This window comes from Arachidicoccus terrestris, assembly GCF_020042345.1.
In the GTDB taxonomy this organism is placed as follows: Bacteria; Bacteroidota; Bacteroidia; order Chitinophagales; family Chitinophagaceae; genus Arachidicoccus; species Arachidicoccus terrestris.
Genome location: NZ_CP083387.1, coordinates 2,465,964 through 2,489,451, shown reverse-complemented (window position 1 = coordinate 2,489,451; position 23,488 = coordinate 2,465,964). Strand labels below are relative to the sequence as shown.

Sequence of the window (23,488 nt, the reverse complement as noted above, 5' to 3'; positions counted from 1 at the left end):
ATCACACCATCATTTACTATTACTATAGCCGTCTTGCCAGGGCGGCAACACAATCGACTGTTATGAGTGGATAGGAAATATGCCATCCCAGGCGGGTATAATGTGAGAGCAACAAATACGCTCACTCGAGATAAAGATTTATCAGGAAAATGAGCAACGTTATATTGATTTAATACAATCGATTGCATTATTTACAGTAAAAACCAATACATTTGTTTAAAGATCCCACAGACATATGATAAGTAAGCCCGTGACCATCTATGATATTGCCAAGAAGCTGCACCTGGCACCCTCTACCATCAGCCGGGGGCTTAAACGGCACGCATCTGTCAACCAACACACACAGGAAAAAATCATTAAAACGGCGCAGGAAATGGGCTACCGTGCCAATACTTTCGCCATTAACCTGAGGAACAATAAAACCAGCACCATTGGCATTATTGTTCCCAAACTGAACAGTTATTTCATGTCACAGGTGATCGCAGGTATTGAAAAGGTTATTAATGATGCCGGATATAACCTGCTCATCAGCCAGTCCCTGGAAGATGTGAGCAAAGAAGCCATCAATGTCCAGACAATGTTTGATAACCGTGTAGCGGGATTACTGGTATCACTCGCAGAAAACACCAGAGACATTACTCATTTTAATGTTATGAAGAAACAAGGCGTTCCCGTCCTGTTTTTCGACCGTACTCCTTCGGGCAGTGACCTTCCTGTTTTAACGATTAATAATGAAGTAGCAGGTTATAGCATCACCAGGCACCTGATCGAGCAAGGCGCCACAAAAATCGTACATATCACCGGCAATCAACTAAGCAATGTATACAGAGAAAGACTGGCCGGGTATCGGAAAGCGCTTGCGGAGTTTAACCTCAGTTATGATGATAGCCTTGTCATCATCAATGATTTGTCCGAACAAGCGGGCATTAACGCCGCTCACAGCATTATAAAATTAGAAGCGGACGGTGTATTTGTTGCCAATGATCATTGCGCGGCCAGTTGCATGCATGAACTTAAACACAACGGTAAGCAGATCCCGAACGATATTCTAATTGCCGGGTTTAACAATGACATGATCTCCCGGATCATCGATCCTTCTTTAACAACAGTAGACTATCCGGGGCTGCAAATGGGCGAATTAGCAGCAAAGAACCTTTTGGCGCATATTGAGGAAAGAATCGATATAAACCTGACGGCCAATATTATCCTTAAAACGCCCTTGCTTATAAGACAGTCTTCCCTCAGAAAAAGATGAGCCCTTTGTGTATAACTTGACAGGGCCTACAAAATAAAGGAGACTACTTAATTAAAAGCAGCCTCCCCTCATTCACCATTTAAAACGCGGTCTTATTATTCGTACCCCGGGTTTTGTTTTAACTCAGGATTAGCACCTAACTGCGTATTCGGGATCGGAAATAATGCCTTATTAGGATCATTATCCGCTTTATGATCCCACCAGCTTGTTGTCGTAAACTTTCCAAAACGGATCAGGTCCTCTCTGCGCTTTCCTTCAAAGAAGAATTCACGGCCGCGTTCTGCCAGCAGCGAATCCAATGTGAAGTTGCTGGTTGTATATTGTTTGGACGGCCAATCTTTCGCTGAAAAAGCGCGCTTCCGGGAATCGTTGATTAACTGTACAGCCTCTGCTGTTGCTTTTCCGCCGTTTTTACGCATCAAGGCTTCTGCCTTATCAAAGTAAATTTCAGTCAGGCGATAGATGATATAATGATTTTCACGGTAGTTAGGATCACCCAGTCTTCCGGATTTATATTTATTAAAACGGGCACCACTGTTCTCTTCGCCTTTGGTCATTCCCCCGGCGCTTGTGTGATCCCCTTCACTTTCCCTACGGATAGAGTTAACAAATACGATGGGTTTACCTTTATATTCTTCAGATCCCAATATAGGCGTCTTTGTCCCCAATTCATACTGAGGGCCGAACAGAAACCAGTCTTTCTTACGCAAATCCGCGTCGTCAAACTGATTAAATCCCGAAGGCGTGGTTACAAAGGCATTCCAGCCGCTGTAGTCAACGCCCAGTGCCGCTTCCATATAGTCATAGCTGCTGAAAAAACCAGTCCAGTCAAAGGTAAATCCGCCTTTTTTGCTATAGGCAATCTCAAACAGCGGCTCTTTAGATCTCCAGTTGGTATTAGAAAACACTTCATTAATATCAGGCGCCAAAGCAGGACCGCCGTTAATGCCGCCCGCCTGACCGGACAGGATCTTATCACAGGCCTTGATACATTCATCCCACATCGGCACGCCTCTCCAGGTCTGTGCATTTAAATAAAGCTCCGCCAGCATCGCGTAACCGGCCGTCTGGGAAACCCGGCCGATCAGCTCATTGCTGTTAGGCAGTAACTTTGGAACATTCTCTTCCAATTCTTTGCGGACAAAATCAAATACTGAATCCCGGGGCTTGGTGGCCGTAAGCACAATCTGGCTGCCGACCGGTACATCTGTAGAGATAGGGATATTACCCCAAAGGTCCATCGCTTTCATATAACTAAATGCTCTCAGCACTTTTAATTCTGACAGAACCGCCGTCAACTCCACTTCGGACATGCCAACCTGGGCGGTATCCAGCTTTGCAATATCAGTAATCGCAGAATTACAAAATCCGATACCGGTCCAGATCAGACTCCAGCAATTCTGCATCCTGTTTTCATCCGCGGTCCAGGTGTGATAGTGCATTCTGATATGATCCCCTCCATCATACCCATGTCTGCCTTTTTGCGGCCAGGCCAGCTGATCCGCAGAGAGCTCACTATGATAATAATAACCATTCTGCCCCGTGGGCGCCAACCATGCCTGCATGTGGGTAAAAGGCCGTAATGCGGCTTCCATTACATCACGTCTGTTTTTATAGAACTGATTGTATTGGATATCTGTATAGGTATTTTCTGTAAGTTTTGTACAACCTGTAGCCAACACCAAAACAGTCAATGCTAGCAAAAGGACCTTTCCAAAACATTTATTTATGTATTTCATTGTTTTTTATTTTCAGGTTCACTTTATAATATTAAAAGTTGAGGTTCAGACCAATCATCCATGATTTGGTTCTTGGAAAGAAACCCCGGTTGTCTATGCCCGTTGTGAATCCTGTATCCTCCAATTCAGGATCCAATCCGGAATAGCCAGTGAAAGTGGCTATGTTCCTACCTGTGACATAGAGATAGCAACTTTTAATGTAGTCTGTTTTGAAATTAAAGGTGTAGCCCAACGTAATATTATCTAACTTGACAAAATTGCCATTCTCCAGGTAATAGTCAGAATACTGAGGATCGTCATCCAGCTGATTGTAGGTCGTAACTGCTGACTTCAACAAGTTATTGGGTAACCATCTTTTATTACCAAAGAAGAGTGCAGGTGTGTTGAGGATATCATATTTAAATTTCCCTCTGAAAAAGATAGTGAGGTCAAAGCCTTTGTAATAAAACCGGTTGCCTAAGGAAGCATTGATCTTTGGCACACCATTTCCGATCACCGTCCGATCATCAGGGCTCATATCACCTGCCTGTCCAAGTGTCCCGTCTGCTTTATAAAACTGCCACTTGCCGTCATCGGTGAAACCGGCAAAACGATATCCATAGAAGTTGCCGATGGCGCTACCCTCATAAAGGCGTATCGTGTTGCCCAGGTTACCAGGAGAAGGCAGGCCTCCGAATTCCAGGTAGTTTACTTTGAAGTTTTCGCTGGAGAGCTTGGTCAGCTTATTGGAGTTGTAGCTTCCGGTAAGTGTTACATCCCATTTGAAATCTTTATTATCGACGGCTTTGCCATTCAATGTCAATTCAAGACCCTTGCTGGAAACAGATCCGATATTGGTCAGCAAGGTACTTTGGACAAAAGAAGGCTGAGGGACGGTATAAGCATACAACAGGTCTTTTGTTTTTCTGCTGTAAAAGTCCAGTGATCCGGAAATCCGGTTGTTAACCACGCCAAAATCAATCCCCGCATTAAACTCTCCTTTTTTCTCCCACCTTAAATTTGGGTTCACGTTCCAGCGGATGCCATAGGTCTGGAAGAACTGCGTTGTATTAGGGCTGTTCGGATCATAACCGGTTCCCGGTGCCACCTGCGGATAGACGCCGCCGGTAGACAGTAAATATAAAGATTGGTAGTTAGGAATACCCTGATTACCGGTTACACCATAACCCGCACGCACTTTCAGGTAATTCAACCAGCTAACGTCCTTCATGAATGCTTCGTTGGTCAGTGTCCAGCCGGCAGAAATGGCCGGGAAATTACCCCATTTATTGTTAATACCAAAGCGGGAAGAGCCTTCATGTCTTAAGATCGCCTGTAAGAAGATCCGGTTATCAAATGCATAGCTCACCCTGCCAAAAAATGCGATCAATGTATTGTCTTCTTTATAACTACTTAATGCCGGTCTTGGCAGGTTCAGGTTATTAATACCGGTGCCCGCACCTAAATTCCAGTCCAGATAAGTATCGGTTGGAAAGCCGTCATTACTTACGGAATAGTTTTCACTGGTTCCATACTGGTAGCTATAACCGCCCAATGCATGAATTTCGCTTTTGCCAAAGGATTTATCGTAATTGACCGTTGCCTCGAGCGTCTTGGTCCAGTCCAAATAATTGGCCTTTTGTGCCCAGGACATGCCTCCATAACTTGTTTCAGCTCTCTGATCCCAGTCTTTAGAAGAACGGAACCGCCTGTCATTGTATTGGTTCCGTGTGTATGAGCCAAATACAGATGCTTTCAGGTCATTCGTTATTTCAAGGGACAGTTTTGAATCTGCGGATATCGTAGACTGGTCTCTTTCATAAATCCGGTATGCCAGTCTTGACAGCGGGTTATAGTTATTAAATGCCTGCAATTGTGTATAGGTTCCGTCGGGCTGGATCAATGGTGCGGTCGGGTTCCACTGTACCGCCTGTTCAAAGTTGCCGATGGAGTTGTCTCCTCCATCTTCAAGCGTACCGCCGCCCAGTAAATTGGCCTTATTCAGATTAACCGCTAAGTTGGTCTGTAAAGTAAGCCGGCCTTTTAATCCCGTCTGATTCAGACTGATCCTTCCGCCAAACTCTTTTCTACCGTCTTCTTTAGCGATAGATTGCGCATCATGATAAAAAACGGAAGCGCGGTAATTCGCATTTTCGGAACCGCCGGCAGCAGCCAGGTTATAATAGGTGCTTAAATTATCTTTATTGACCAACTCGTCAAAAAGATCGGTCGTTGCGCCGAAATCCTGGCTTTCATCAATGACGCCTTCCTTAATCAGATTCCTGAACTCCGCAGCTGAAAGATTATCGGGGCGTTTATCAACGAAATCCCGCTGTGCATAGGTATTGAAACTATACTGCGTTTCTCCTTTCTTTCCCTTCTTGGTGGTGATCAGAATAACCCCTCCATTGGCACGCGTACCATATATAGCGGCCGCAGATCCGTCTTTCAGCACATCGATTGATTCAATGTCATCTTGCTGAACCAGATCCAGACTACCACCGGGAATACCGTCAATGACGATGAGAGGAGTATTGGTACCTGTTAAAGATGTTACGCCTCTTAACTGAATAGAAGGGCCGGCATTCGGATTATTGCCTTTTGTATTGGTAATGGATAACCCCGCCACTTTTCCCTGAATCAGGTCCATGGGATTATTCACGCCACCTTTATTAAAGTCTTCCGGAGAAAGACTGGCAATGGCTGAAGTGATTTCTTTCCTTTTCTGTGTTCCATAACCAACCACAACAACCTGCTCCAATGATTCGTTTTCAGGGAGCAATGCAACATTCAGTGTATCCGTTGTAATGGAATCGAGCAGAATTATCTTTGATTGATAGCCTACATATGAAAAAGTGAGTGAATCGACTGAGCCGTCAAGTTTTATCGAATAATTGCCTTTCGTGTCGGTTAATGTGCCGATGGTCTTGGGCGCGGATATCGATACCCCGCTTAATCCTTCTGCAGATTTTTGGTCTGTTACTGTTCCGGTAAGCACTCTTTGTTGCGCAAAAAGTAGCGAGTGTGAACACAGGCCTACAAGGATGCAGATAAGCATCCTTTGAAAATAAGATGTTTTCATAGCGTTTTACGTGGAGTTAAAAATCAAATTCCAATCATAAAGCTATAAAGGTTTTTTTAGCATCTGTGTTAATAGATACTCTCTATATTATTAACGAACATTAAATGATAGATAAAACTTATAAGACAATTGACATGCAACACCCCCATAAATAGGGCCTTATAGAATTTCACGACCCTCTTAGCTTCCCAAAAAAAAAATAAAACAGCTGTAATTTTTCCTTCTGTGCTTAACAAAAATCTTGTAAAATACCGGCATAATTGTTAACAGCTGTAATAAAGGTATACTCCATAAAAAACCTGAGAACAATGGCTTGTCATCAGGTTTATTGCATATCGTAATTAAATCGGATCTCAGATCACCGGATCCTGGCTATAGATGGCCCACAATTCATCCACGGTCTTACCTGTCTGCATTTTCCAGAAACGCGCTGTATAGGTCCCTTCGCGCATGGCGGTATTCAAAGACCGTACAAAGTGCTTTTTATATTTTTGGGTAATCCACAATAAAAAACGCGCGGTGATCCGGTAGGCATTGGTATAGCTTTGTTTCGCATTAAATGGGGTCAGTGACCAGCCGGCAGCTTTGTTATTAACGCCGAACTGATGTCTGACATAATCCGCAATCCCTTCCGTAATCCAGCCAGGGCCGGAATGCCCCTGATAGGCCTGAACAATATGCATCGCTTCGTGCGTTACCACATCCAAATCCTCGGGATGTTTCGCCATCCACTGCGGATTCACGCGGATCACATTTCCGGAAGTCGCAGCAACACCGGTGTAGTCGGGATCAATGATCATTGCCACCTTCTTTGCCGCCTTCTTGTTATAAGTCTTGATTTCCTGCGGGTAGATCTTGAAAAAGGTTTCTTGCATGCGCAGCTGTTCCGCTCTGGAAAATTCCTTTTCCTTGTTAATAAAAATAAGGGTAATCCCTCTTTTAGTAATCGTATCTCTGGACAGGTCCCTGTCAGAATATATCTTGCTCCAATGTTTCTGTGCACGCAACGCAGTAACAGTACATACGAACAATCCGATAAATGCAATTTTCTTCAACATCGTCTGCTTAGTTTTTTAAATTTGACAGGGAGAACGGGGCATCTTTCGCTGTAATTCCTCTTTGCCGGTTAGGCGTCCTGCCCATTTTCAACACCAGTTTACCTCCTTTCTGAAGCGTGAAATGATCCAGATAGTTCTGCGTGTAAGTCTTCCCGTTGAATGTGGCAGATTGAATATAACGGGTATTTTCTGTGTTATCCGGAGCATCTATGGATAATGTTTTACCGTTTTCAAAATGAATTTTTGCATGTTTAAAAAGTGGCGCTCCGGTGGCATACTGTGTACTGGCGGGTGTTACTGGATAAAAACCCAGCGCCGAGAATACATACCACGCAGAGGTTTGTCCGTTATCTTCGTCACCGCAATAGCCGTCCGGCGTAGCCTTATATAGCTTGTTCATGGTTTCCCTGACCCAATACTGCGTTTTCCAGGGCTCAGCCGCATAGTCGTATAAGTAGATCATATGCTGAATCGGTTGGTTGCCATGCGCATATTGACCCATATCGGCAATCTGCATTTCGCGGATTTCATGGATCACCCCACCATAATAGCTATCATCAAATGTAGGCGGCATCACAAATACCGAGTCCAGCATCGCCGTAAACTTCGCGTTTCCACCCATCAGGCCGATAAGCCCTTCTACATCCTGAAACACGGACCAGCTGTAATGCCAGCTATTGCCTTCTGTAAAGGCATCACCCCATTTAAATGGATTAAACGGCGACTGAAACTGCCCATCTTTATTTTTACCGCGCATCAACAGGTGTGTCGGATCAAAAAGGTTTTTGTAGTTCATCGCTCTCTTACGATAAATATCAATCTCTGCTTCTGGCTTGCCCAGCGCTTTGCCTAAGGTATATATACAATAATCGTCATAGGCATACTCTAATGTACGGGCGGCATTCTCATTAATCTTAACATCGTAAGGCACGTACCCTAATTCATTATAATATTTAACACCCGCACGGCCTACTGCCTGCATAGGGCCTTCGTTATTGGCATCATGGATCAACGCTTTATAAAGCGTCTCAATATCATAGCCCCGTAGCCCTTTTATATAAGATTCCGCGACGATAGAGGCTGAATTGTTACCGATCATAATATTACGGTACCCGGGTGCGGACCATTCAGGCAGCCAGCCACCTTCTTTATAATCGTTGATGAGGCCTTCCTGCATTTCCCGGACAATATGCGGATACACCAGGTTCAGAAACGGATACAGCGCCCGGAATGTATCCCAGAATCCGGTTCCGCCAAACATATATCCCGGCTCCACTTTACCGTTATATGGACTATAATGCACGACTTTCCCGGCCTGATTGATCTCATAGAACTTTAATGGAAAGAAAACCATCCGATACAGACAAGAATAAAAAGTTTTCAGCTGTTCGCTCGTACCGCCCGACACTTCTACCTTACTCAGTACCTCATTCCAGGTTTTATGGGCTTTATTCTTGACAGTCTCAAAATTATCGGTACCGATTTCTTTTAAATTCTGTGCAGCCTGATCAAAACTGATAAAAGATGAGGCTACTTTTGCATGTACCTTCTGTCCTTTTACCGTGTTCTTGAAACCTATCACTGCGCCGGCGTGGTCGCAACTTTGTTCGTGGGCCGTTGTCCGGTTATTATCTTTGTATGTATAAACATAGTCAAAGGGCCTGTCGAAAACAACTACAAAATAGTTTTTGAAATTATCAGTCACACCTCCGCTATTGCGTTTGGTATAGCCTATGATTTTGTTCTCAGAAGGAATGACTTTTATATAGGATCCTTTATCCAATGCGTCGATCACAACAGAACTGCTGTCTGCCTTCGGAAAGGTAAACCTGAAACTGGCGGCTCTTTCGGTAGGTGTGATCTCTGTTGTTACGTCAGCGTCCGCCAGGTAGACTTTATAATAATAAGGCTTAGCGACCTCTGCTTTATGGGAGAACCAGCTGGCACGGTCGTCTTCTTTAAAACGGACGGTTCCTGTAATCGGCATAATAGCAAAAGCACCATAATCATTCATCCATGGTGAAGGCTGATGCGTCTGTTTAAACCCATTGATCTTGTCTTTGGTATATTGGTAGGCCCAGCCATCGCCCATTTTTCCGGTTTGCGGTGTCCACAGATTCATTCCCCAAGGCAGCCCAATGGCCGGATAGGTATTGCCATTGGAAAGGCTGGGCTTGGAATCCGTCCCCATTAAAGGATTGACCAGGTCAGCATAATCAGTTGCCCCTGCTGAAGTTTGTGCACTTGCCACCGCGGATAACATCAGCCATCCACAAACGATAAATAATAATCTTTGCATGTTCTGTTTCATTTTTAAAACATAGCCGCATCAGTCTGTCTGCAGTCAGGAGTGAAATTAGCTATTCACTTTTCTTACAGTTGCCAAACAAAGTTCAATGCAGTGTTAATGATTCTTAAAGCATTTATTTTGGTTATTTCATTTTTTCCAGTACAAAAGTATATATTCCGCCGGATAATGTCGCTTTATTCAGATCAACATATAATGACCGTTGCTCCGTTTCCTTCTCCCATTTGACCGCTACTTTATCTTTTCTTTCCCCTCTGACAGGTGCATAACCTGCAGGAGCATAAAATGTTGCTGTAGTACCGGCCGGTATCACAAGGCGAACCTCCACTGTTTTACTTTTCTCTTTTCTCTCCCAGGAAACGGCCAGCTTTCCATAGGGCGTTGTATGACTGGCGCTAAATCTTTCCAGGCTGTCGGGGACGCCGGGCCGGAGTATGGAATGTTTAAAGCCCGGTGACTCAGGATCGGGAATAATCCCTCCCAGTCCGCGATACAACCAGGCGCCTATTTGCCCGAACATGATATGGTTCAAGGAAATATCACTACTTGACTGAATATTCCAGTTTTCATACAAGGTGGTCGCCCCATTGACCATCCACCATCCCCAGGACGGAAACGTCTTGTTGCCCGCGATTTTATAAGCCGAGTTGTGATACCCATACATACTCAGCGCATCGAGAATGGTCTTAGATCCTAATAACCCTACATCTAAATGGTAATTGTCTTGCTCCACCCTTTTATTGAGAGCGGCAGCCACACGGACTGCATACGCCTCAGGCACAATTCCCCAATATAAAGGAGCGCTCATTTCCGTCTGAAATCCTTTATCGTAAATGGCTGTTTCTTTATTGAGCCATTTATCATTGAATGCTTTTTTAATCTTTTCTGCGAGTGTGCTGTATTTTGTATAATCCTCTTTTCTATTAAAAATCCGGGCCGCCTCAGCCAGTATTCGGGCATCCGTATAATAATAAATAGTAGAGGTAAAGGGTACCGGCGTTTTAGATTTCACAGGCACCCAGTCGCCCAGCCCCCAGCTGCAGATACCCTCAGGGCTGATCCGGGTGATATAATCGACATACCGCTTGATGCCGTCATAGCAAGACCGGAGCACTTCGGCGTCGCCATAAAATAAATACAGGTTCCAGGGAATAACAGCGATCGTACTGGTCCAATCAGGACCATTTCCCCATTCATAGCCCCAGCCATCGGTAGGTATAATTGAAGGCAATACACCATTGGGCTGTTGCTCATCCAAATGGTCCTGCATCCATTTTTGATAAACGGTAATGGCATCAAAATTATACAAGCCGGTCTGAATATTAATTTGTCCGTCACCCGTCCAGCCATTTTTCTCCCTTTGGGGGCAATCAGTCGGGTAGCCCATCAGATTGGACAGATAAGACTGGTTGGTGGCTGCCCATATTTTATTGAGTAATGTATCCGAACTATGTACCTGGCCGGCGACCGGCACGTCACTGTGCATAAAATAGGCTGTCACTGACGACTTGTCCAACTGCACAGGCTCGCTGCTGGTGATCTCAACATACTGAAAACCTTTATAACCAAACCTTGGTCTGAAAGTCTCTTCTCCCTGACCTGAAAGAATATAGATATCTGTCTGGAACGGGTCGGAATCATCCGTCGGCCGGTAATGCACATCAATATTAGAGAGGTCCACATGTCCATTTTTATATAGGCGTTCGCCATGTTTTACCCGAAGAACGGTACCTCTTTTGCCCCTTATACGGATCTCGCTGATACCCGCTATATTCTGTCCGATGTTGAACACATAATCCGTATCACTGAATTTGTTCATCGTTACCGCAGCAATCGGTGCAGACTTACGAATCGGCACCAACATGGATGAGGTAATGTTTTTTGACGGTGCCGAACGGTAGATGACATCCTGCCACAGGGAATCATGCCGCCTATGCCAGTCGTCTTCATTTTTGTGAGGCAGATCCCAGCCATCCAGCCGGATCCGGTGATCATGATGCTCTGCCGTATAAATACTATTAAAAACGATCGGACCTGTTCTGGTTTTCCAGTCTTTCCCGGTGGAGATCGTTTCCACCGTTCCGTCCCGGTAAACAACTCTTATATCTAATACAAAAGCGGGCCGTGCTCTCCAAGGCGCCTTATCAAAGTCCCAGACAGCAGTAGACTGCAGGTTGTACCACCCATTCCCTAAAATAACACCTAACGCATTCTGACGGCTATCAAGCGCATCAGTGACGTCATACGTGGTATAATACAGGCGCTTGTCGAAGCGGCTGTATACAGGATCCAGTTCCCGGTCACCAACCGGCTGACCATTGAGCGTTAATTGATACAGACCGGCAGCGGCGATATAGATTCTGGCAGATTTTACCGGTTTGCGTAATGTAAAATCTTTTCTAAAATAGCCCGCCGGCTTGAAACTAATGGGATGATTATCGGAAATCCAGGCGCCTTTCCAATTGTAAACGCTTTGCAGGCCTGTCTCGAAGTAACTCATCGCCTGAGCCGCGTCCGTTAAACGGATCGTGTCACCGGTGTGTATCACTTTCCAGTAATAACGCGTATAGGGTTGAAGTGGTTGCCCATTATATCGCAAAAAAGGCTTGTCAGCGGACTGAAAACCACTGTACCATACAGTTCCTTTTGCGGCAGTGTGCTTATCTGCCAATGAAGCAGAATCCGTTGCGACAATAATGGCATAATAGCCGGGAGCCGGCGGCTGGTCAGCAGTGCCTGCGGCATTAGCATTTCCGGAGCTTCCTTTCCAGGAAAGAGTCGGATGTTTGTCATCGATACCCAGCGGCGTGACCAGGTAATTGCAGTGCAGATCATATAACGGAGCCACCTGAGCCGCCGCTCCTGCGTCAGTTTGAGCGATCGCCGTTAAGCTGACAGACCATAACAGTCCGGCGCTTAACAGTTGCATAAATCCTTTCTTTGTTAACTGCATATCTGTGAACGGGTGAAGCGATCATGGAAATAATAATTTTCCATGTTTGCCGGTTAATCACTTATATATATCCTCAGTTTTTGATGGTGTGTGCCTTAACCCCTTTAAAAGTCATTTTGACCGGCAGAATCCTGCCCGCTTTATCAAAATGCATCTCGTCTATGCATGTCTCCCGGCTATTGGCTTTCGTTTCTCCCAGCGGCCTTCTATGATAGACAATATAATACCTGTCTTCGTCCGGCACTTTGACCACACTATGGTGCCCGGCGCCCGTGGCTACGGCACTGTCCTGTTGCAAAATGGTACCGATCCGTTTAAAGGGGCCCAGCGGGTTGTCAGCAATGGCATAAGCCACCTTGTAATCAGGGCCGCCCCAGCCGCCTTCTGACCACATAAAGTAATATTTTCCGTTCCGTATAAACATAAACGGCCCCTCTACATAACCTTTAGGCGTGACTTCTTTATAAATAGTTCCGTCATCAAAAGGTATCAAGCCTGTAAAGTCAGGTTTCAGGCGCACGACGTTACAATGCCCCCATCCACCGTAATACATATAATAGCTTCCATCCGTATCATGAAAAACATACTGATCGATGGGCTGTGCCCCATTATGGATCGTTCCGATCAGCGGCTTGCCGATAAGGTCTTTATAGGGGCCCTCGGGCTTGTCAGCCACGGCGACGCCGATACCTCCAATTTCTCCTTCATGAACGTCATTCGCCCCGAAAAACAGATAGTATTTGCCTGCCTTTTCCAAGACAGCCGGCGCCCACATCGCTTTTTTGGCCCATTTTACCTGACTGGTATCCAGAATACTATGGTGTTTTGTCCAATGCACCAGATCAGGAGAACTGAACGCGTCAAAATAAATCTGATCCTCGTACCTGGCCGAATAGGTAGGAAACACCCAGTATTGTTTTCCATAGATCACCCCTTCAGGATCCGCATACCAACCGGGGAAAACAGGATTGCCTGCATATCCTTTGGACGCATGACTTTTTGTTTGCTGCGCGGATAAAATACTGCAGGTCAATAACATTACGTTAAGGACTGCCAAAAGATTCTTTTTCTTTGCCATATATTGTCGTTCAGTTAGCCCCTGGCTGATTGTTTTGTCAGATACAAACTGGTACGGCTCGCCGGGGAACAGATATTACTTTATTTAACGCGATATTAAACATATTCCACTGCATTTTAAAATGCATAACTTTTCGTTTAGAAGCTCTTTAGCCGCAGGAAGGCCTTTCTATTATTGTTAATGGATTTTTAATAATTTTCAATTATTAATAGGGAACTTTACTTTTAAATTTGAAACCAATGGGGCAGCCCGTGAAATCAACCTCTATTCTGATCTATAAAATTATTGCGGTCCTCAGCTTTCTGGTCCTACTCGGGGTGCAGTTTTTTTTGGTATACAATACCTATAAGCTAAAAGATGAGCATTATTTTTATGCAGAGAAACAGTTGATCAAGCAAGTATACTCCAGAGACATACGCAATGACAAAGTATATCCCGGCGGCCAGAAGATTATCGATAGTTTTATCCACAAAAACATGCGCCGGCTGGAATTTCTCTATAAAAATGACCCGGCGGCCTTTAATCTTCAACGGCAGAAGATCTGCGACAGTCTGTTTAGGGCACTAAGGGCTTCCAGCCCCATGGATACCGTTTTTGCAAAAATCCTGAAGGAAAATCACCTCAAGCATGATCTTCAGTACCGGCTGGTTATCAAGACACTCAGTATCACTTTCTCGGGAAGCAATTATATCATATTATTCCAAAATGGCCATAGGTTGCCCCTACTACACAGTAGTTATATTATACCAGAGGGCGCTTCCGTTTCCGGAAACCTGGCAAACCTCAATATGAAAAACCAGGTGACGTCGATAACGGTAAGCGCCCCGGACGCCTATAGTTACCAGATCACCTTCCAATTATATGTAGACTCCCCCAACCGGACATGGGCCATACTTAGCCTGATGAAGCCGACATTCGCACTGTCTTTCTTTTCACTACTGGCCGTGATGATCATTTACTTTTTCACATTTCGCAACTGGCTCAGACAAAAAAAGCTTGCCGAAATGAAATCAGATTTCGTGAACAGTATTACCCATGAGTTTCATACGCCCCTGGCCACTATTATGGTCGCCAACAAGAGCCTCCAAAATGAGCGGATCCTGGAAAAGAAGGAAAATATCGCTCCGCTCACAGATATTATATCCAGACAGACAAGCCGGCTCAAAACCATTTTCAGTCAGGTGTTGGACATAACAGTTATGAATAATGCCACCTTGAAAAAAGAAAGTTATTACCTGGGAGATTTACTGGAGGAAATATTACTGGATTATCGCTTAACTTTGACCAGCAAAAATGTAGAGATCAAACTGGACAAGATCCCGGATGACTTTCTGGTCTTATTGGATAAGTTCTGGTTTACCACTACGATCCTGAATCTTTTGGAAAATGCGATCAAATACAATAGCGCTCCTGTCAAAAAGATCCGCATCCATGCCGAGCAGGACAAAAAAATGATCCAGCTATCGATTTCTGATAACGGGATTGGAATGTCTCAAAAAACCATCCGTCATATTTTTGAAAAGTTCTACAGAAGTAAAAATAAAAGCACGGAAGATGTTAACGGACTGGGGTTAGGCCTGTTCTATGTCAAACAATGCATTCTGGCGCATGGCTGGACGCTCGATGTAGAAAGTAAAGAAGGCCGAGGTACACAATTTATCATAATGATGCCCAAAGGGTAGCAAATATTGCAAAACATGAAACACAAAATTCTATTTGTAGAAGACCAGGAAGATCTGGGCAACGTCGTCAAACAATATTTAGAAGCGATGAACTTTGAGGTGCATTGGTGTCTGAACGGTAAGGATGCCTACCGGACATTTTTGACAAAGAAACAGATATTTGATATACTAATCATTGACATTCAGCTCCCTGAAATGAACGGCTTTGAGCTGGCAGAACTTATTATCAAAGAGGATGTTTCTGTTCCCTTTTTATTTCTCACGGCCCGCAATGAGAAAAAGGACCGCCTGAAAGGTCTGAAACTCGGGGCGGATGATTATATCAGCAAGCCCTTTGATATTGATGAGCTGGTCCTTCGCATCAAAAACATTATCCGTCGCAAACAACCCCCTGAACAGGAAAGCACAGAAACTAAAAATGATATTCCGGTCGGGGACATTATACTGCATAAGGACCTGTTGCGGCTTTCCATCAAGGGTGATAAGCCTATCACGTTGACGGTCAGGGAAGCGGAACTCTTACATTATCTGTGCAAGCATCCCAACAGAGTGCTTAAAAGGGAGGAGATCTTATTACAACTCTGGGGAGAGAATGACTATTTTCTGGGCAGAAGTCTGGATGTATTTATTTCCCGGCTACGCAAATTATTGCAACACTCAGATATGGTAAGTATTGACAATGTCTATGGTGTCGGATTCGTCTTTAACGTCAAAAAAACTACCTGAAGAGTGCCGGAAGCCGCATTGCGTTAACGATCCATTTAACATTGGTTAATACCAGCCCAAAGAGAATTGACGTAAAGTTGTGGTTTATTTTTTTACAATAAACCACAACCAATCGGTGAAAAAGATACTTTATTTACTTTGCGCTGTAGGCATCTCTCTCAGCGTCCTCAGCGTCAAAGCACAGACCCCTGCTTCAACTGAGGTAACCAGTTATGTAAACCCGTTTATCGGTACCGGAGCCGTGGATGCATCCAGTCTGTCCGGCAGTAATTTTCCGGGTGCAACCCTTCCTTTCGGCTTCGTACAATTAAGTCCTGACACCGAGGACAACCCGGACAATCCAGCTTCAGGATATGACTATAATGACAAAACAATTGTGGGATTTAGCCACACGCATTTAAGTGGTACCGGGGTTGCCGATTTATTTGATGTACTGTTTATGCCCACCACTGGAGAAATACATGCTACGCCGGGTAAAGCTGATAACCCCGACGGCGGCTATCGCAGCCGGTTTTCTCATGACCAGGAGTCTGCCCATGTAGGCTATTATCAGGTGAAGCTACTGGACTATAATATCAATGCAGAACTCACGGCAACGGAGCACGCGGGTTATCACCGTTATACCTTTCCAAAGACGGATAAGGCCCATCTAATCATTGATCTGAATCATACGCTTAATAAAAAACGTCCATACTGGTCTTGTAAAGTCATCGATGCTGAGATCAGGCAGATCGATGCCTATACGGTTCAGGGATACCGAATATTAACCGGTTGGGCCAATCTCCGTAAAGTCTATTTCTACGCGAAGTTCTCTCAACCGATCCAGTCCAATGAGCTCTTTAATGGTGGCAGTATGTATGCCAATGAAAAGATAGTCAATGGAACCAATATCAGGGCTGTATTGAACTTTGATACCAGAAACGGCGAGCCTTTACGCATTAAAGTGGGCCTGTCCTCTGTCAGCACAACCGGCGCCAAAGAAAACCTGCTGGCCGAAATCGGCGATAAGAAATTCGATCAGATTGAAGCAGAAGCCAGGCAGAAATGGGAAAAACAGCTCAGTCAGGTGTCTATTGAAGGCACTAAAGCCCAGAAAGAAATCTTTTATACGGGGCTCTACCATGCCTATACCCAACCTAATAATCTCGCAGATGTCAACGGCGATTATATGGCCACTGATTACACGATAAAAAAAGCAGATGATAAGACCCACTATTCCACCTTCTCTCTTTGGGATACATACCGGGCTGCACATCCGCTCTATACGATCTTACAGCCGGACCGTACTGCAGGGTTTATCCGCAGCATGCTTCGCCAGTATGAGACGTTTGGCTATCTCCCTATCTGGCAACTCTGGGGTGAGGAGAATTACTGTATGATCGGTAATCACGCTATCCCGGTGATCGTAGATGCCATTTTTAAGGGCATCAAAGGGTTTGATGTAGAAAAGGCCTATGAAGCGGTTAAGAATTCTTCTATCACCAACCATCCTGGCGCGCCATTCTATCTGTGGGATAAATATCATTATATGCCGGAGAACAAGCAATCCCAATCCGTTTCCATTACCCTGGAAATGGCATATGACGACTGGTGTGTAGCCATGCTGGCCAAAAAGCTGGGCAAGGAGAAAGACTATCAGTATTTTCTCAAAAGATCCGGCTATTATAAAAACCTGTTTAACAAAAAATCAGGCTTCTTCCAGGCCAAAGATGATAAAGGAGACTGGTTACCGGATTTTAATCCGCTTGCCTATGGTGGAAACGGTGGCAACCCATTCACAGAAGGCAATGCCTGGCAATATCTCTGGTATGTACCTCAGGACATCTCTGGACTGATCGCACTCGAAGGGGGTAAAAAGGGTTTCATCGAAAAACTCGACAGCTTTTTTACCATTAAAGACTTGCCTAAAGAGGTCAATGGTAACGCATCCGGCTTTATCGGTCAATATGCGCATGGGAACGAACCCAGCCATCATGTCACCTATCTCTATGATTATGTCGGACAGCCCTGGAAGACGCAATATTATGTTTCCAAAGTCCTCAGGGAGCTATATAATAATTCATTTTCGGGCTACTCCGGAAATGAAGACTGCGGTCAGATGTCCAGCTGGTATATCTTCAGCGCGATGGGCTTCTATCCCGTCAACCCAGCCAGCGGTCAGTATGAAATTGGCTCACCGATCTTAAAATCCGCCACCATTCATTTAGAAAATGGTAAAGTATTTAAAATGACCGCAAAAAATATCTCCGATGAAAATATATATATTCAGTCAGTTAAATTGAACGGCAAAATCTATAATAAGCCTTTTATCCGGCACAGCGACATTGAAAATGGCGCAACCCTGGAATTTGTAATGGGGAACAAACCGAATAAAAAGTGGGGGCAGGACATAAAAGGATTAACTAATTACTAAAGCCCTCTTTTGCTTCACCCTTTTATCCGCCCCTTCAAATCCCTTCCTTTAAATGGATTTGAAGGGGCGGATTCCTTCCCAATACTACAAAAATTACAGCCCTTTTGTCCAATCTTGACTTTGCCATTCGTTGTATCCATATATAATATATAATTAGAAAACATTAAAAAGAAATACACTATGGAAACGACAACAAAAAGGCATTCGAACCGCATCAGCCTGCTCAGTGATGGCAAAACTGTCATGGGCACTTTACAACATTTTGGTACGCACCTGATGCGCTCTGATCTACCGGTCAATCTCATGCACCTGATCTATTACCGGGTCAGCCAGATCAATGGCTGTGCTTATTGCCTGGATATGCACTCTAAAGATTTACTGGCAGCGGGAGAAAACGTGCAGCGTTTACTTGTCATGGATGCCTGGCGGGAAACGCCGTTCTTTACAGAAGAGGAGAGAGCGGCGCTTAACTGGGCCGAGGCAGTTACCAAACTGGAAAATGGCCAGGTGCCTCAGGATATTTATGATGAGGCAGCCCGGTTTTTTACAGGCAGTCAGCTGATGGATCTCACCCTGGGCATTGCCGCCATTAATACCTATAACAGGTTTAATATTGCCTTTCCCCCGGAAGTAGGCGGATATGTACCAGGCATGTTTTCACCCAAGTCCAAAAAGGAACAGGTGTCCGCCTAAGTAAACCAGTTAAACTGAACAAGCCGGCAGTAAGCATTCTCTACTTGCTGCCGGCTTGTTATTAATGATACCACTTGGGCTATCTCTCTATTACTTTGCTGTTTCGCAGTTAGGGGCACCTTCTGCAAACGTCCAAAGATTCTTTTCGGCGACAAAACCTTCATAATAGCGCAGCACTTCTTCCAGCACTTCGTCGATCTCTTCATAGGTATCCAGACGAACCAAACGGCTTTTAAATTCTTTGATATTGGGGAAACCTTTCAGATAATTGGTATAATGACGACGCATTTCCCGAATACCGACTACAGGTCCTTTCCAGGACAGGGAGTATTTGAGGTGTTGACGAATAACTGCTACACGCTGTTGAACGGTAGGCAGCGGCAGATGCTCACCTGTAGCCAGAAAATGCTTAATCTCATTAAAGATCCAGGGATAGCCGATCGCTGCCCGGCCAATCATAATGCCATCTACCCCATACCGGTTTTTGTAGGCTAATGCCTTTTCAGGGGAATCAATATCCCCGTTGCCAAAGACCGGGATTTTGATGCGGGGATTGTCTTTGATCTTGCCGATCAATGCCCAGTCCGCCTCTCCTTTATACATCTGACAGCGGGTCCTGCCATGAATAGACAGCGCAGCAATCCCGATATCCTGTAAGCGCTCAGCCACCTCTTCAATATTTTTGCTCTGGTCATCCCAGCCCAGGCGCGTCTTTACAGTAACCGGTAAATTGGTATGCTTTATCACTGAACTGGTCAACCGGACCATAAGATCCACGTCCTTTAAAACGCCGGCGCCGGCACCCTTGGTTACGACTTTCTTTACCGGACAGCCAAAATTAATATCCAGCAGATCGGGACCTACGGCGTCCACAATAGCGGCGCTCATGCCCATCGCCTCTTCATCCCCACCAAAGATCTGGATCCCGATAGGTCGTTCTTCTTCATATATATCCAGTTTTCTCCTGCTTTTGATCGCATCCCGGATCAGCCCCTCGCTACTGATAAATTCGGTATACATCAGGTCCGCTCCGTTTACTTTGCACACAGAACGAAAAGGGGGGTCACTGACATCCTCCATAGGCGCCAGCAGCAAGGGAAAGTCTGGTAATTCTATTGAACCAATTTTTATCATATATCTAATTAAACAATACAGCGATCATCCATCTTGGATATTGGCCGTATATTCGCTGCAAAAATACACTCAATATCTTTTATTACCATAAACCGGTTTGTGGATGGATCAATTCCCCCCTTTAAAATTACAAGTAAGCGCCCGCAGGCAATTCTTTATATTGCTGGGAATGGTCTGTTTTGGCCTGCTATTCAGTGGTATTATCAGCTTTATTATGATCAGTTCTACGCCCGGAGCGACGATCGAAGGCATTACCGGCGGGGATCCCGCCTTTGCAGAGCTGGCCAGGTGGATGCAGATAATCAGCACTTTCTGCATTTTCGCCGGCCCGGCGTTTTTATTTAATTTATTTGTAAGGCCCCATCCGGACTATTTTATGATCAAAAATCGCCGGCCCTGGCGCCTATGGTTACTGGTGATTTTTATCGCAGTGGCGACGATTTCCGCAACGGATCTGGTTTCCTGGTTACAGGATCAGATTCCATTATCAACGGACCTGAAAGCACACTTTGACCAGGTGGAGACCCGGTACGACCAGCAAATGCTCTACATGTTAGAGTTGGATTCCTGGGGCGGCTTTATCAAATCATTGATTCTCATAGCCTTACTGCCAGCCCTTTTTGAAGAGCTCTTGTTCAGAGGCTGTCTGCAACAGATCATGCTCCGGTGGATAAAAAAGCCATTTTGGGCCATTTTGATCACCTCTGTCATATTCAGCGCGATCCATGGCTCGTACATAGGCTTTCTGCCCCGGCTCTTTATCGGTATGATACTGGGTTATGTATTTTATTATGGCCGCAATATAGCGCTGAATATGGTCATCCATTTTATCAATAATGGCGTCATTGTGGCGGTCTTGTTTTATCATAATCTTAAAAGCGGCTCTCTGAAAGAAGCCATGCACGGCCAGAGCTCTCTTTCGCTGGAAATCATTTCGATGATGGCCCTTATTATTCTATTTTATTATTTTAGAAAACTGGCCCTCCAAATAAATGGCACAGATACCCCGGGTGCGCTTTTGTCTACAACGCACCCTCAAAACCGATATGACGACTAATGGCACTTAATCAACAAGTATTTAAAACAAGGGCTCTTACCGCCATTATATTTGTAGCAATCATGCTGGCGGGGCTATTGATCAGCTCCTGGACCTTCGCCATCCTGTTTTTTGTGATTCACTGGGGCTGCTGGACTGAATTTGACCAGTTATTTAAAAAGATCTATCCAAAATATTTGGCGGCAGATCTCAGAATTACTAACCTACCCAGGCTGATCGGCTGTGGTTTTCTGGTCTATTGCCTCCCCCATCATTATACAATAGCCGGTGTCGAGCTCGATTTTATCGGCATACTGATCATGGTGGTTGGTGCTGTTAAATTTATCTCTCTTTGGGCCCGGGCAGGCACGTTACGGCCGCTCCTGTTAAAAGGAGCCGTTTTGGGATTGCTGTACATTTCCCTCAGCTGGGGACTGATGATCCATCTCCGGTTTTTCTATTTCCTGCAATATCCTCTTGGATTTATGGCTGCTCTGACCCTGGTGGCTGGTGTATGGATCAATGATACCATGCAGTACATGGTGGGATCTTTAATCGGCAAGACGCCCTTTTCCAAAATATCCCCTAACAAGACCCTAGAAGGAACCATTGGCGGCAGTCTGCTCTGCATAATAGTCGTTTCTTCAATTGGCTATTACTTTGTGGATAAAAATGCAGGCTGGCTATTTATCGTTGTCTCCGCCATTGCAGCGATTGCCGGTACTGCCGGGGATCTGCTGGAAAGCAAGATCAAAAGATTAGCGGGGGTGAAAGACAGCGGGCATTTTATGCCAGGCCATGGCGGTTTTCTGGACCGGTTCGACAGCCTGATTGTTTCAACACCATTGGTATGGCTGGCGGCCCAGCTTTGGGTAGCGCTTTCCTGAAATAGCCTGGCAACAATTCATTAACGGATCGGGCCATGGCTAAATCACCCCTGGCGGCGGATAATCGCCCGAAGCGCCGTATCTTTGCGACTCATTTTAAAAATAATCTGCGTTCAGATGACAATACATAAAGAAGGAACCGCATCCATTGTGCTGGCCGCCATTATTGTGGCCGTAGCCTCACTGATTGCCAATTATTTCCTAATGCCGGTATATGGCTGGATCTATCTGATTATTTTGCTGATCCTGATCATCCTCTTTCTATTTATCGTCTCCTTCTTCAGGATCCCCGAGCGGAATATGACGTTTGGAGATAATAAGATCATCGCACCGGCAGACGGTAAAGTAGTGGTTATTGAAGAAGCTGAAGATCCGGAATACTTTAAAGGTAAACGCCTGCAGGTCAGCATTTTCATGAGCCCTGCCAATGTACACGTTAACCGCTACCCCGTAAGCGGGGAGATCGTATACAACCAGTACCATAAAGGCAAATACCTGGCTGCCTGGCATCCGAAGTCTTCTACTGACAATGAAAGACATAGCATCGTAATCAATCAACCGGGCAAAGGCGAGATACTGGTAAAACAAATTGCCGGCGCACTGGCCAGACGCATTTGTAATTATGCCAAAACAGGAGAAAAAGTAAAGCAAAATGACGAACTGGGGTTTATAAAATTTGGCAGCCGGGTCGATTTGCTTTTACCTTTGGGCACCAAAGTGAATGTTGAACTCAATCAGGCGGTTCTTGGCGGGGTAACCGTACTGGCCACCTGGTAATAAACACAAATCATGAATCCTAAACAGTTGGCTGCACATGCAGCGGTTGCATTAATAGAAAACGGCATGAAAGTAGGTCTGGGCACAGGATCTACAGCCTATTTTGCTATTCAGAAAATTGGCCAGCGTGTAAAAGAAGAAGGCCTGCAGGTGACTTGCATTGCCACCTCGATTCAGTCTGAAGAACTCGCAAAATCCCTCAATATTCCCATGGCCGGCTTTGATACCCTAAAACGGCTTGATATCACAATCGATGGGGCAGATGAAGCAGATCACCAACTGCAGCTCATCAAGGGCGGCGGCGGCGCACTGTTGAGAGAAAAGATCATCGCCTATATGACGGACCATTATGTGATCATTGCAGACCAGTCCAAGTATGTAGAGACTCTGGGTAAATTTCATTTACCCGTGGAAGTCATTCCCTTTGGCTGGCAGCGGACATTTGACCATCTGGAGGCATTAGGCGCAAAGCCACATCTCAGACAGCGGGATACTGCTATTTATATCACAGACAATGGCAATTATATTCTGGATTGTGATTTTGGTGCCATCTTTGAACCCCGCGATTTGCAAACGAAGATCGACCTGATTCCCGGTGTTGTGGAATGCGGACTATTTGTAGACAGAACCGGAACGCTGATTATCGGCAATAATGACGGGTCAGTTGTTACACACAACAGAAAATAAG

Annotated in this window: 16 protein-coding genes; 9 read left to right on the top strand and 7 right to left on the bottom strand. The window is 45.1% G+C overall.

Translation table 11 applies throughout. The annotated features are described in order from the left end of the window. The first annotated feature begins 235 nt into the window (after window positions 1-235). Complete coding sequence (locus tag K9M52_RS09795; protein ID WP_224068244.1) at window positions 236-1,255, top strand: LacI family DNA-binding transcriptional regulator; 1,020 nt, start codon at window positions 236-238, stop codon at window positions 1,253-1,255. A 95-nt stretch (window positions 1,256-1,350) separates the two neighbouring features. On the opposite strand, the gene K9M52_RS09790 is transcribed toward K9M52_RS09795, so the two are convergent. From K9M52_RS09790 to K9M52_RS09765, 6 genes are all read right to left on the bottom strand, one after another. Beyond that, window positions 1,351-2,994, bottom strand: a complete 1,644-nt coding sequence (locus K9M52_RS09790) for a RagB/SusD family nutrient uptake outer membrane protein (protein ID WP_224068243.1) — start codon at window positions 2,992-2,994, stop codon at window positions 1,351-1,353. A 31-nt stretch (window positions 2,995-3,025) separates the two neighbouring features. Then, window positions 3,026-6,055 (bottom strand): SusC/RagA family TonB-linked outer membrane protein, encoded by a 3,030-nt coding sequence (locus tag K9M52_RS09785; RefSeq protein WP_224068242.1) that lies wholly within the window; start codon window positions 6,053-6,055, stop codon window positions 3,026-3,028. A gap of 353 nt (window positions 6,056-6,408) precedes the next feature. Next, window positions 6,409-7,113, bottom strand: a complete 705-nt coding sequence (locus K9M52_RS09780) for a basic secretory family protein (RefSeq protein ID WP_224068241.1) — start codon at window positions 7,111-7,113, stop codon at window positions 6,409-6,411. A gap of 7 nt (window positions 7,114-7,120) precedes the next feature. Continuing rightward, window positions 7,121-9,412: a GH92 family glycosyl hydrolase gene (locus K9M52_RS09775; protein WP_224068240.1), complete on the bottom strand. Its 2,292-nt coding sequence runs from the start codon at window positions 9,410-9,412 to the stop codon at window positions 7,121-7,123. 133 nt (window positions 9,413-9,545) lie between these two features. After that, window positions 9,546-12,350: an alpha-L-rhamnosidase gene (locus K9M52_RS09770; protein WP_224068239.1), complete on the bottom strand. Its 2,805-nt coding sequence runs from the start codon at window positions 12,348-12,350 to the stop codon at window positions 9,546-9,548. Between the two features lie 97 nt (window positions 12,351-12,447). Next, a complete protein-coding gene (locus tag K9M52_RS09765) occupies window positions 12,448-13,452 on the bottom strand; it encodes a glycoside hydrolase family 43 protein (RefSeq protein ID WP_224068238.1) in 1,005 nt (334 codons plus the stop codon). Between the two features lie 239 nt (window positions 13,453-13,691). Between K9M52_RS09765 and K9M52_RS09760 the strand changes: the two genes are divergently transcribed. From K9M52_RS09760 to K9M52_RS09745, 4 genes are all read left to right on the top strand, one after another. Continuing rightward, on the top strand, window positions 13,692-15,134 hold the full coding sequence (locus K9M52_RS09760) for a sensor histidine kinase (RefSeq protein WP_224068237.1): 1,443 nt from the start codon (window positions 13,692-13,694) through the stop codon (window positions 15,132-15,134). A gap of 15 nt (window positions 15,135-15,149) precedes the next feature. Further along, entirely contained in the window at window positions 15,150-15,860 is a 711-nt protein-coding gene (locus tag K9M52_RS09755; RefSeq protein ID WP_224068236.1) for a response regulator transcription factor, read from the top strand. Window positions 15,861-15,975: 115 nt separating this feature from the next. Continuing rightward, entirely contained in the window at window positions 15,976-18,273 is a 2,298-nt protein-coding gene (locus K9M52_RS09750; RefSeq protein WP_224068235.1) for a GH92 family glycosyl hydrolase, read from the top strand. A gap of 180 nt (window positions 18,274-18,453) precedes the next feature. Next, on the top strand, window positions 18,454-18,966 hold the full coding sequence (locus tag K9M52_RS09745; protein ID WP_224068234.1) for a carboxymuconolactone decarboxylase family protein: 513 nt from the start codon (window positions 18,454-18,456) through the stop codon (window positions 18,964-18,966). A gap of 90 nt (window positions 18,967-19,056) precedes the next feature. On the opposite strand, the gene dusB is transcribed toward K9M52_RS09745, so the two are convergent. Beyond that, window positions 19,057-20,100: a tRNA dihydrouridine synthase DusB gene (dusB, locus tag K9M52_RS09740; RefSeq protein ID WP_224068233.1), complete on the bottom strand. Its 1,044-nt coding sequence runs from the start codon at window positions 20,098-20,100 to the stop codon at window positions 19,057-19,059. 103 nt (window positions 20,101-20,203) lie between these two features. Between dusB and K9M52_RS09735 the strand changes: the two genes are divergently transcribed. The 4 genes from K9M52_RS09735 (at window position 20,204) to rpiA (ending at window position 23,487) form a co-directional block, all read left to right on the top strand. Further along, window positions 20,204-21,157, top strand: a complete 954-nt coding sequence (locus tag K9M52_RS09735) for a CPBP family intramembrane glutamic endopeptidase (protein WP_224068232.1) — start codon at window positions 20,204-20,206, stop codon at window positions 21,155-21,157. Next, window positions 21,157-22,023, top strand: a complete 867-nt coding sequence (locus K9M52_RS09730; protein WP_224068231.1) for a phosphatidate cytidylyltransferase — start codon at window positions 21,157-21,159, stop codon at window positions 22,021-22,023. Before K9M52_RS09735 ends, K9M52_RS09730 begins: the two co-directional genes overlap by 1 nt. 117 nt (window positions 22,024-22,140) lie before the next feature. After that, on the top strand, window positions 22,141-22,800 hold the full coding sequence (locus K9M52_RS09725; protein ID WP_224068230.1) for a phosphatidylserine decarboxylase family protein: 660 nt from the start codon (window positions 22,141-22,143) through the stop codon (window positions 22,798-22,800). A 12-nt stretch (window positions 22,801-22,812) separates the two neighbouring features. After that, entirely contained in the window at window positions 22,813-23,487 is a 675-nt protein-coding gene (gene rpiA / locus K9M52_RS09720; RefSeq protein WP_224068229.1) for a ribose-5-phosphate isomerase RpiA, read from the top strand. Window position 23,488: the final 1 nt, after the last annotated feature.

Bases quoted from the DNA above. Each gene is read 5' to 3' on its own strand.
- K9M52_RS09755 (WP_224068236.1), top strand. From the start codon at position 15,150: ATGAAACACAAAATTCTATTTGTAGAAGACCAGGAAGATCTGGGCAAC.
- K9M52_RS09745 (WP_224068234.1), top strand. From the start codon at position 18,454: ATGGAAACGACAACAAAAAGGCATTCGAACCGCATCAGCCTGCTCAGT.
- K9M52_RS09730 (WP_224068231.1), top strand. From the start codon at position 21,157: ATGGCACTTAATCAACAAGTATTTAAAACAAGGGCTCTTACCGCCATT.
- K9M52_RS09770 (WP_224068239.1), bottom strand. From the start codon at position 12,350: ATGCAACTGTTAAGCGCCGGACTGTTATGGTCTGTCAGCTTAACGGCG.
- K9M52_RS09760 (WP_224068237.1), top strand. From the start codon at position 13,692: ATGGGGCAGCCCGTGAAATCAACCTCTATTCTGATCTATAAAATTATT.
- K9M52_RS09775 (WP_224068240.1), bottom strand. From the start codon at position 9,412: ATGCAAAGATTATTATTTATCGTTTGTGGATGGCTGATGTTATCCGCG.
- K9M52_RS09790 (WP_224068243.1), bottom strand. From the start codon at position 2,994: ATGAAATACATAAATAAATGTTTTGGAAAGGTCCTTTTGCTAGCATTG.
- rpiA (WP_224068229.1), top strand. From the start codon at position 22,813: ATGAATCCTAAACAGTTGGCTGCACATGCAGCGGTTGCATTAATAGAA.
- K9M52_RS09785 (WP_224068242.1), bottom strand. From the start codon at position 6,055: ATGAAAACATCTTATTTTCAAAGGATGCTTATCTGCATCCTTGTAGGC.
- K9M52_RS09735 (WP_224068232.1), top strand. From the start codon at position 20,204: ATGGATCAATTCCCCCCTTTAAAATTACAAGTAAGCGCCCGCAGGCAA.
- K9M52_RS09765 (WP_224068238.1), bottom strand. From the start codon at position 13,452: ATGGCAAAGAAAAAGAATCTTTTGGCAGTCCTTAACGTAATGTTATTG.
- K9M52_RS09725 (WP_224068230.1), top strand. From the start codon at position 22,141: ATGACAATACATAAAGAAGGAACCGCATCCATTGTGCTGGCCGCCATT.
- K9M52_RS09795 (WP_224068244.1), top strand. From the start codon at position 236: ATGATAAGTAAGCCCGTGACCATCTATGATATTGCCAAGAAGCTGCAC.
- K9M52_RS09780 (WP_224068241.1), bottom strand. From the start codon at position 7,113: ATGTTGAAGAAAATTGCATTTATCGGATTGTTCGTATGTACTGTTACT.
- dusB (WP_224068233.1), bottom strand. From the start codon at position 20,100: ATGATAAAAATTGGTTCAATAGAATTACCAGACTTTCCCTTGCTGCTG.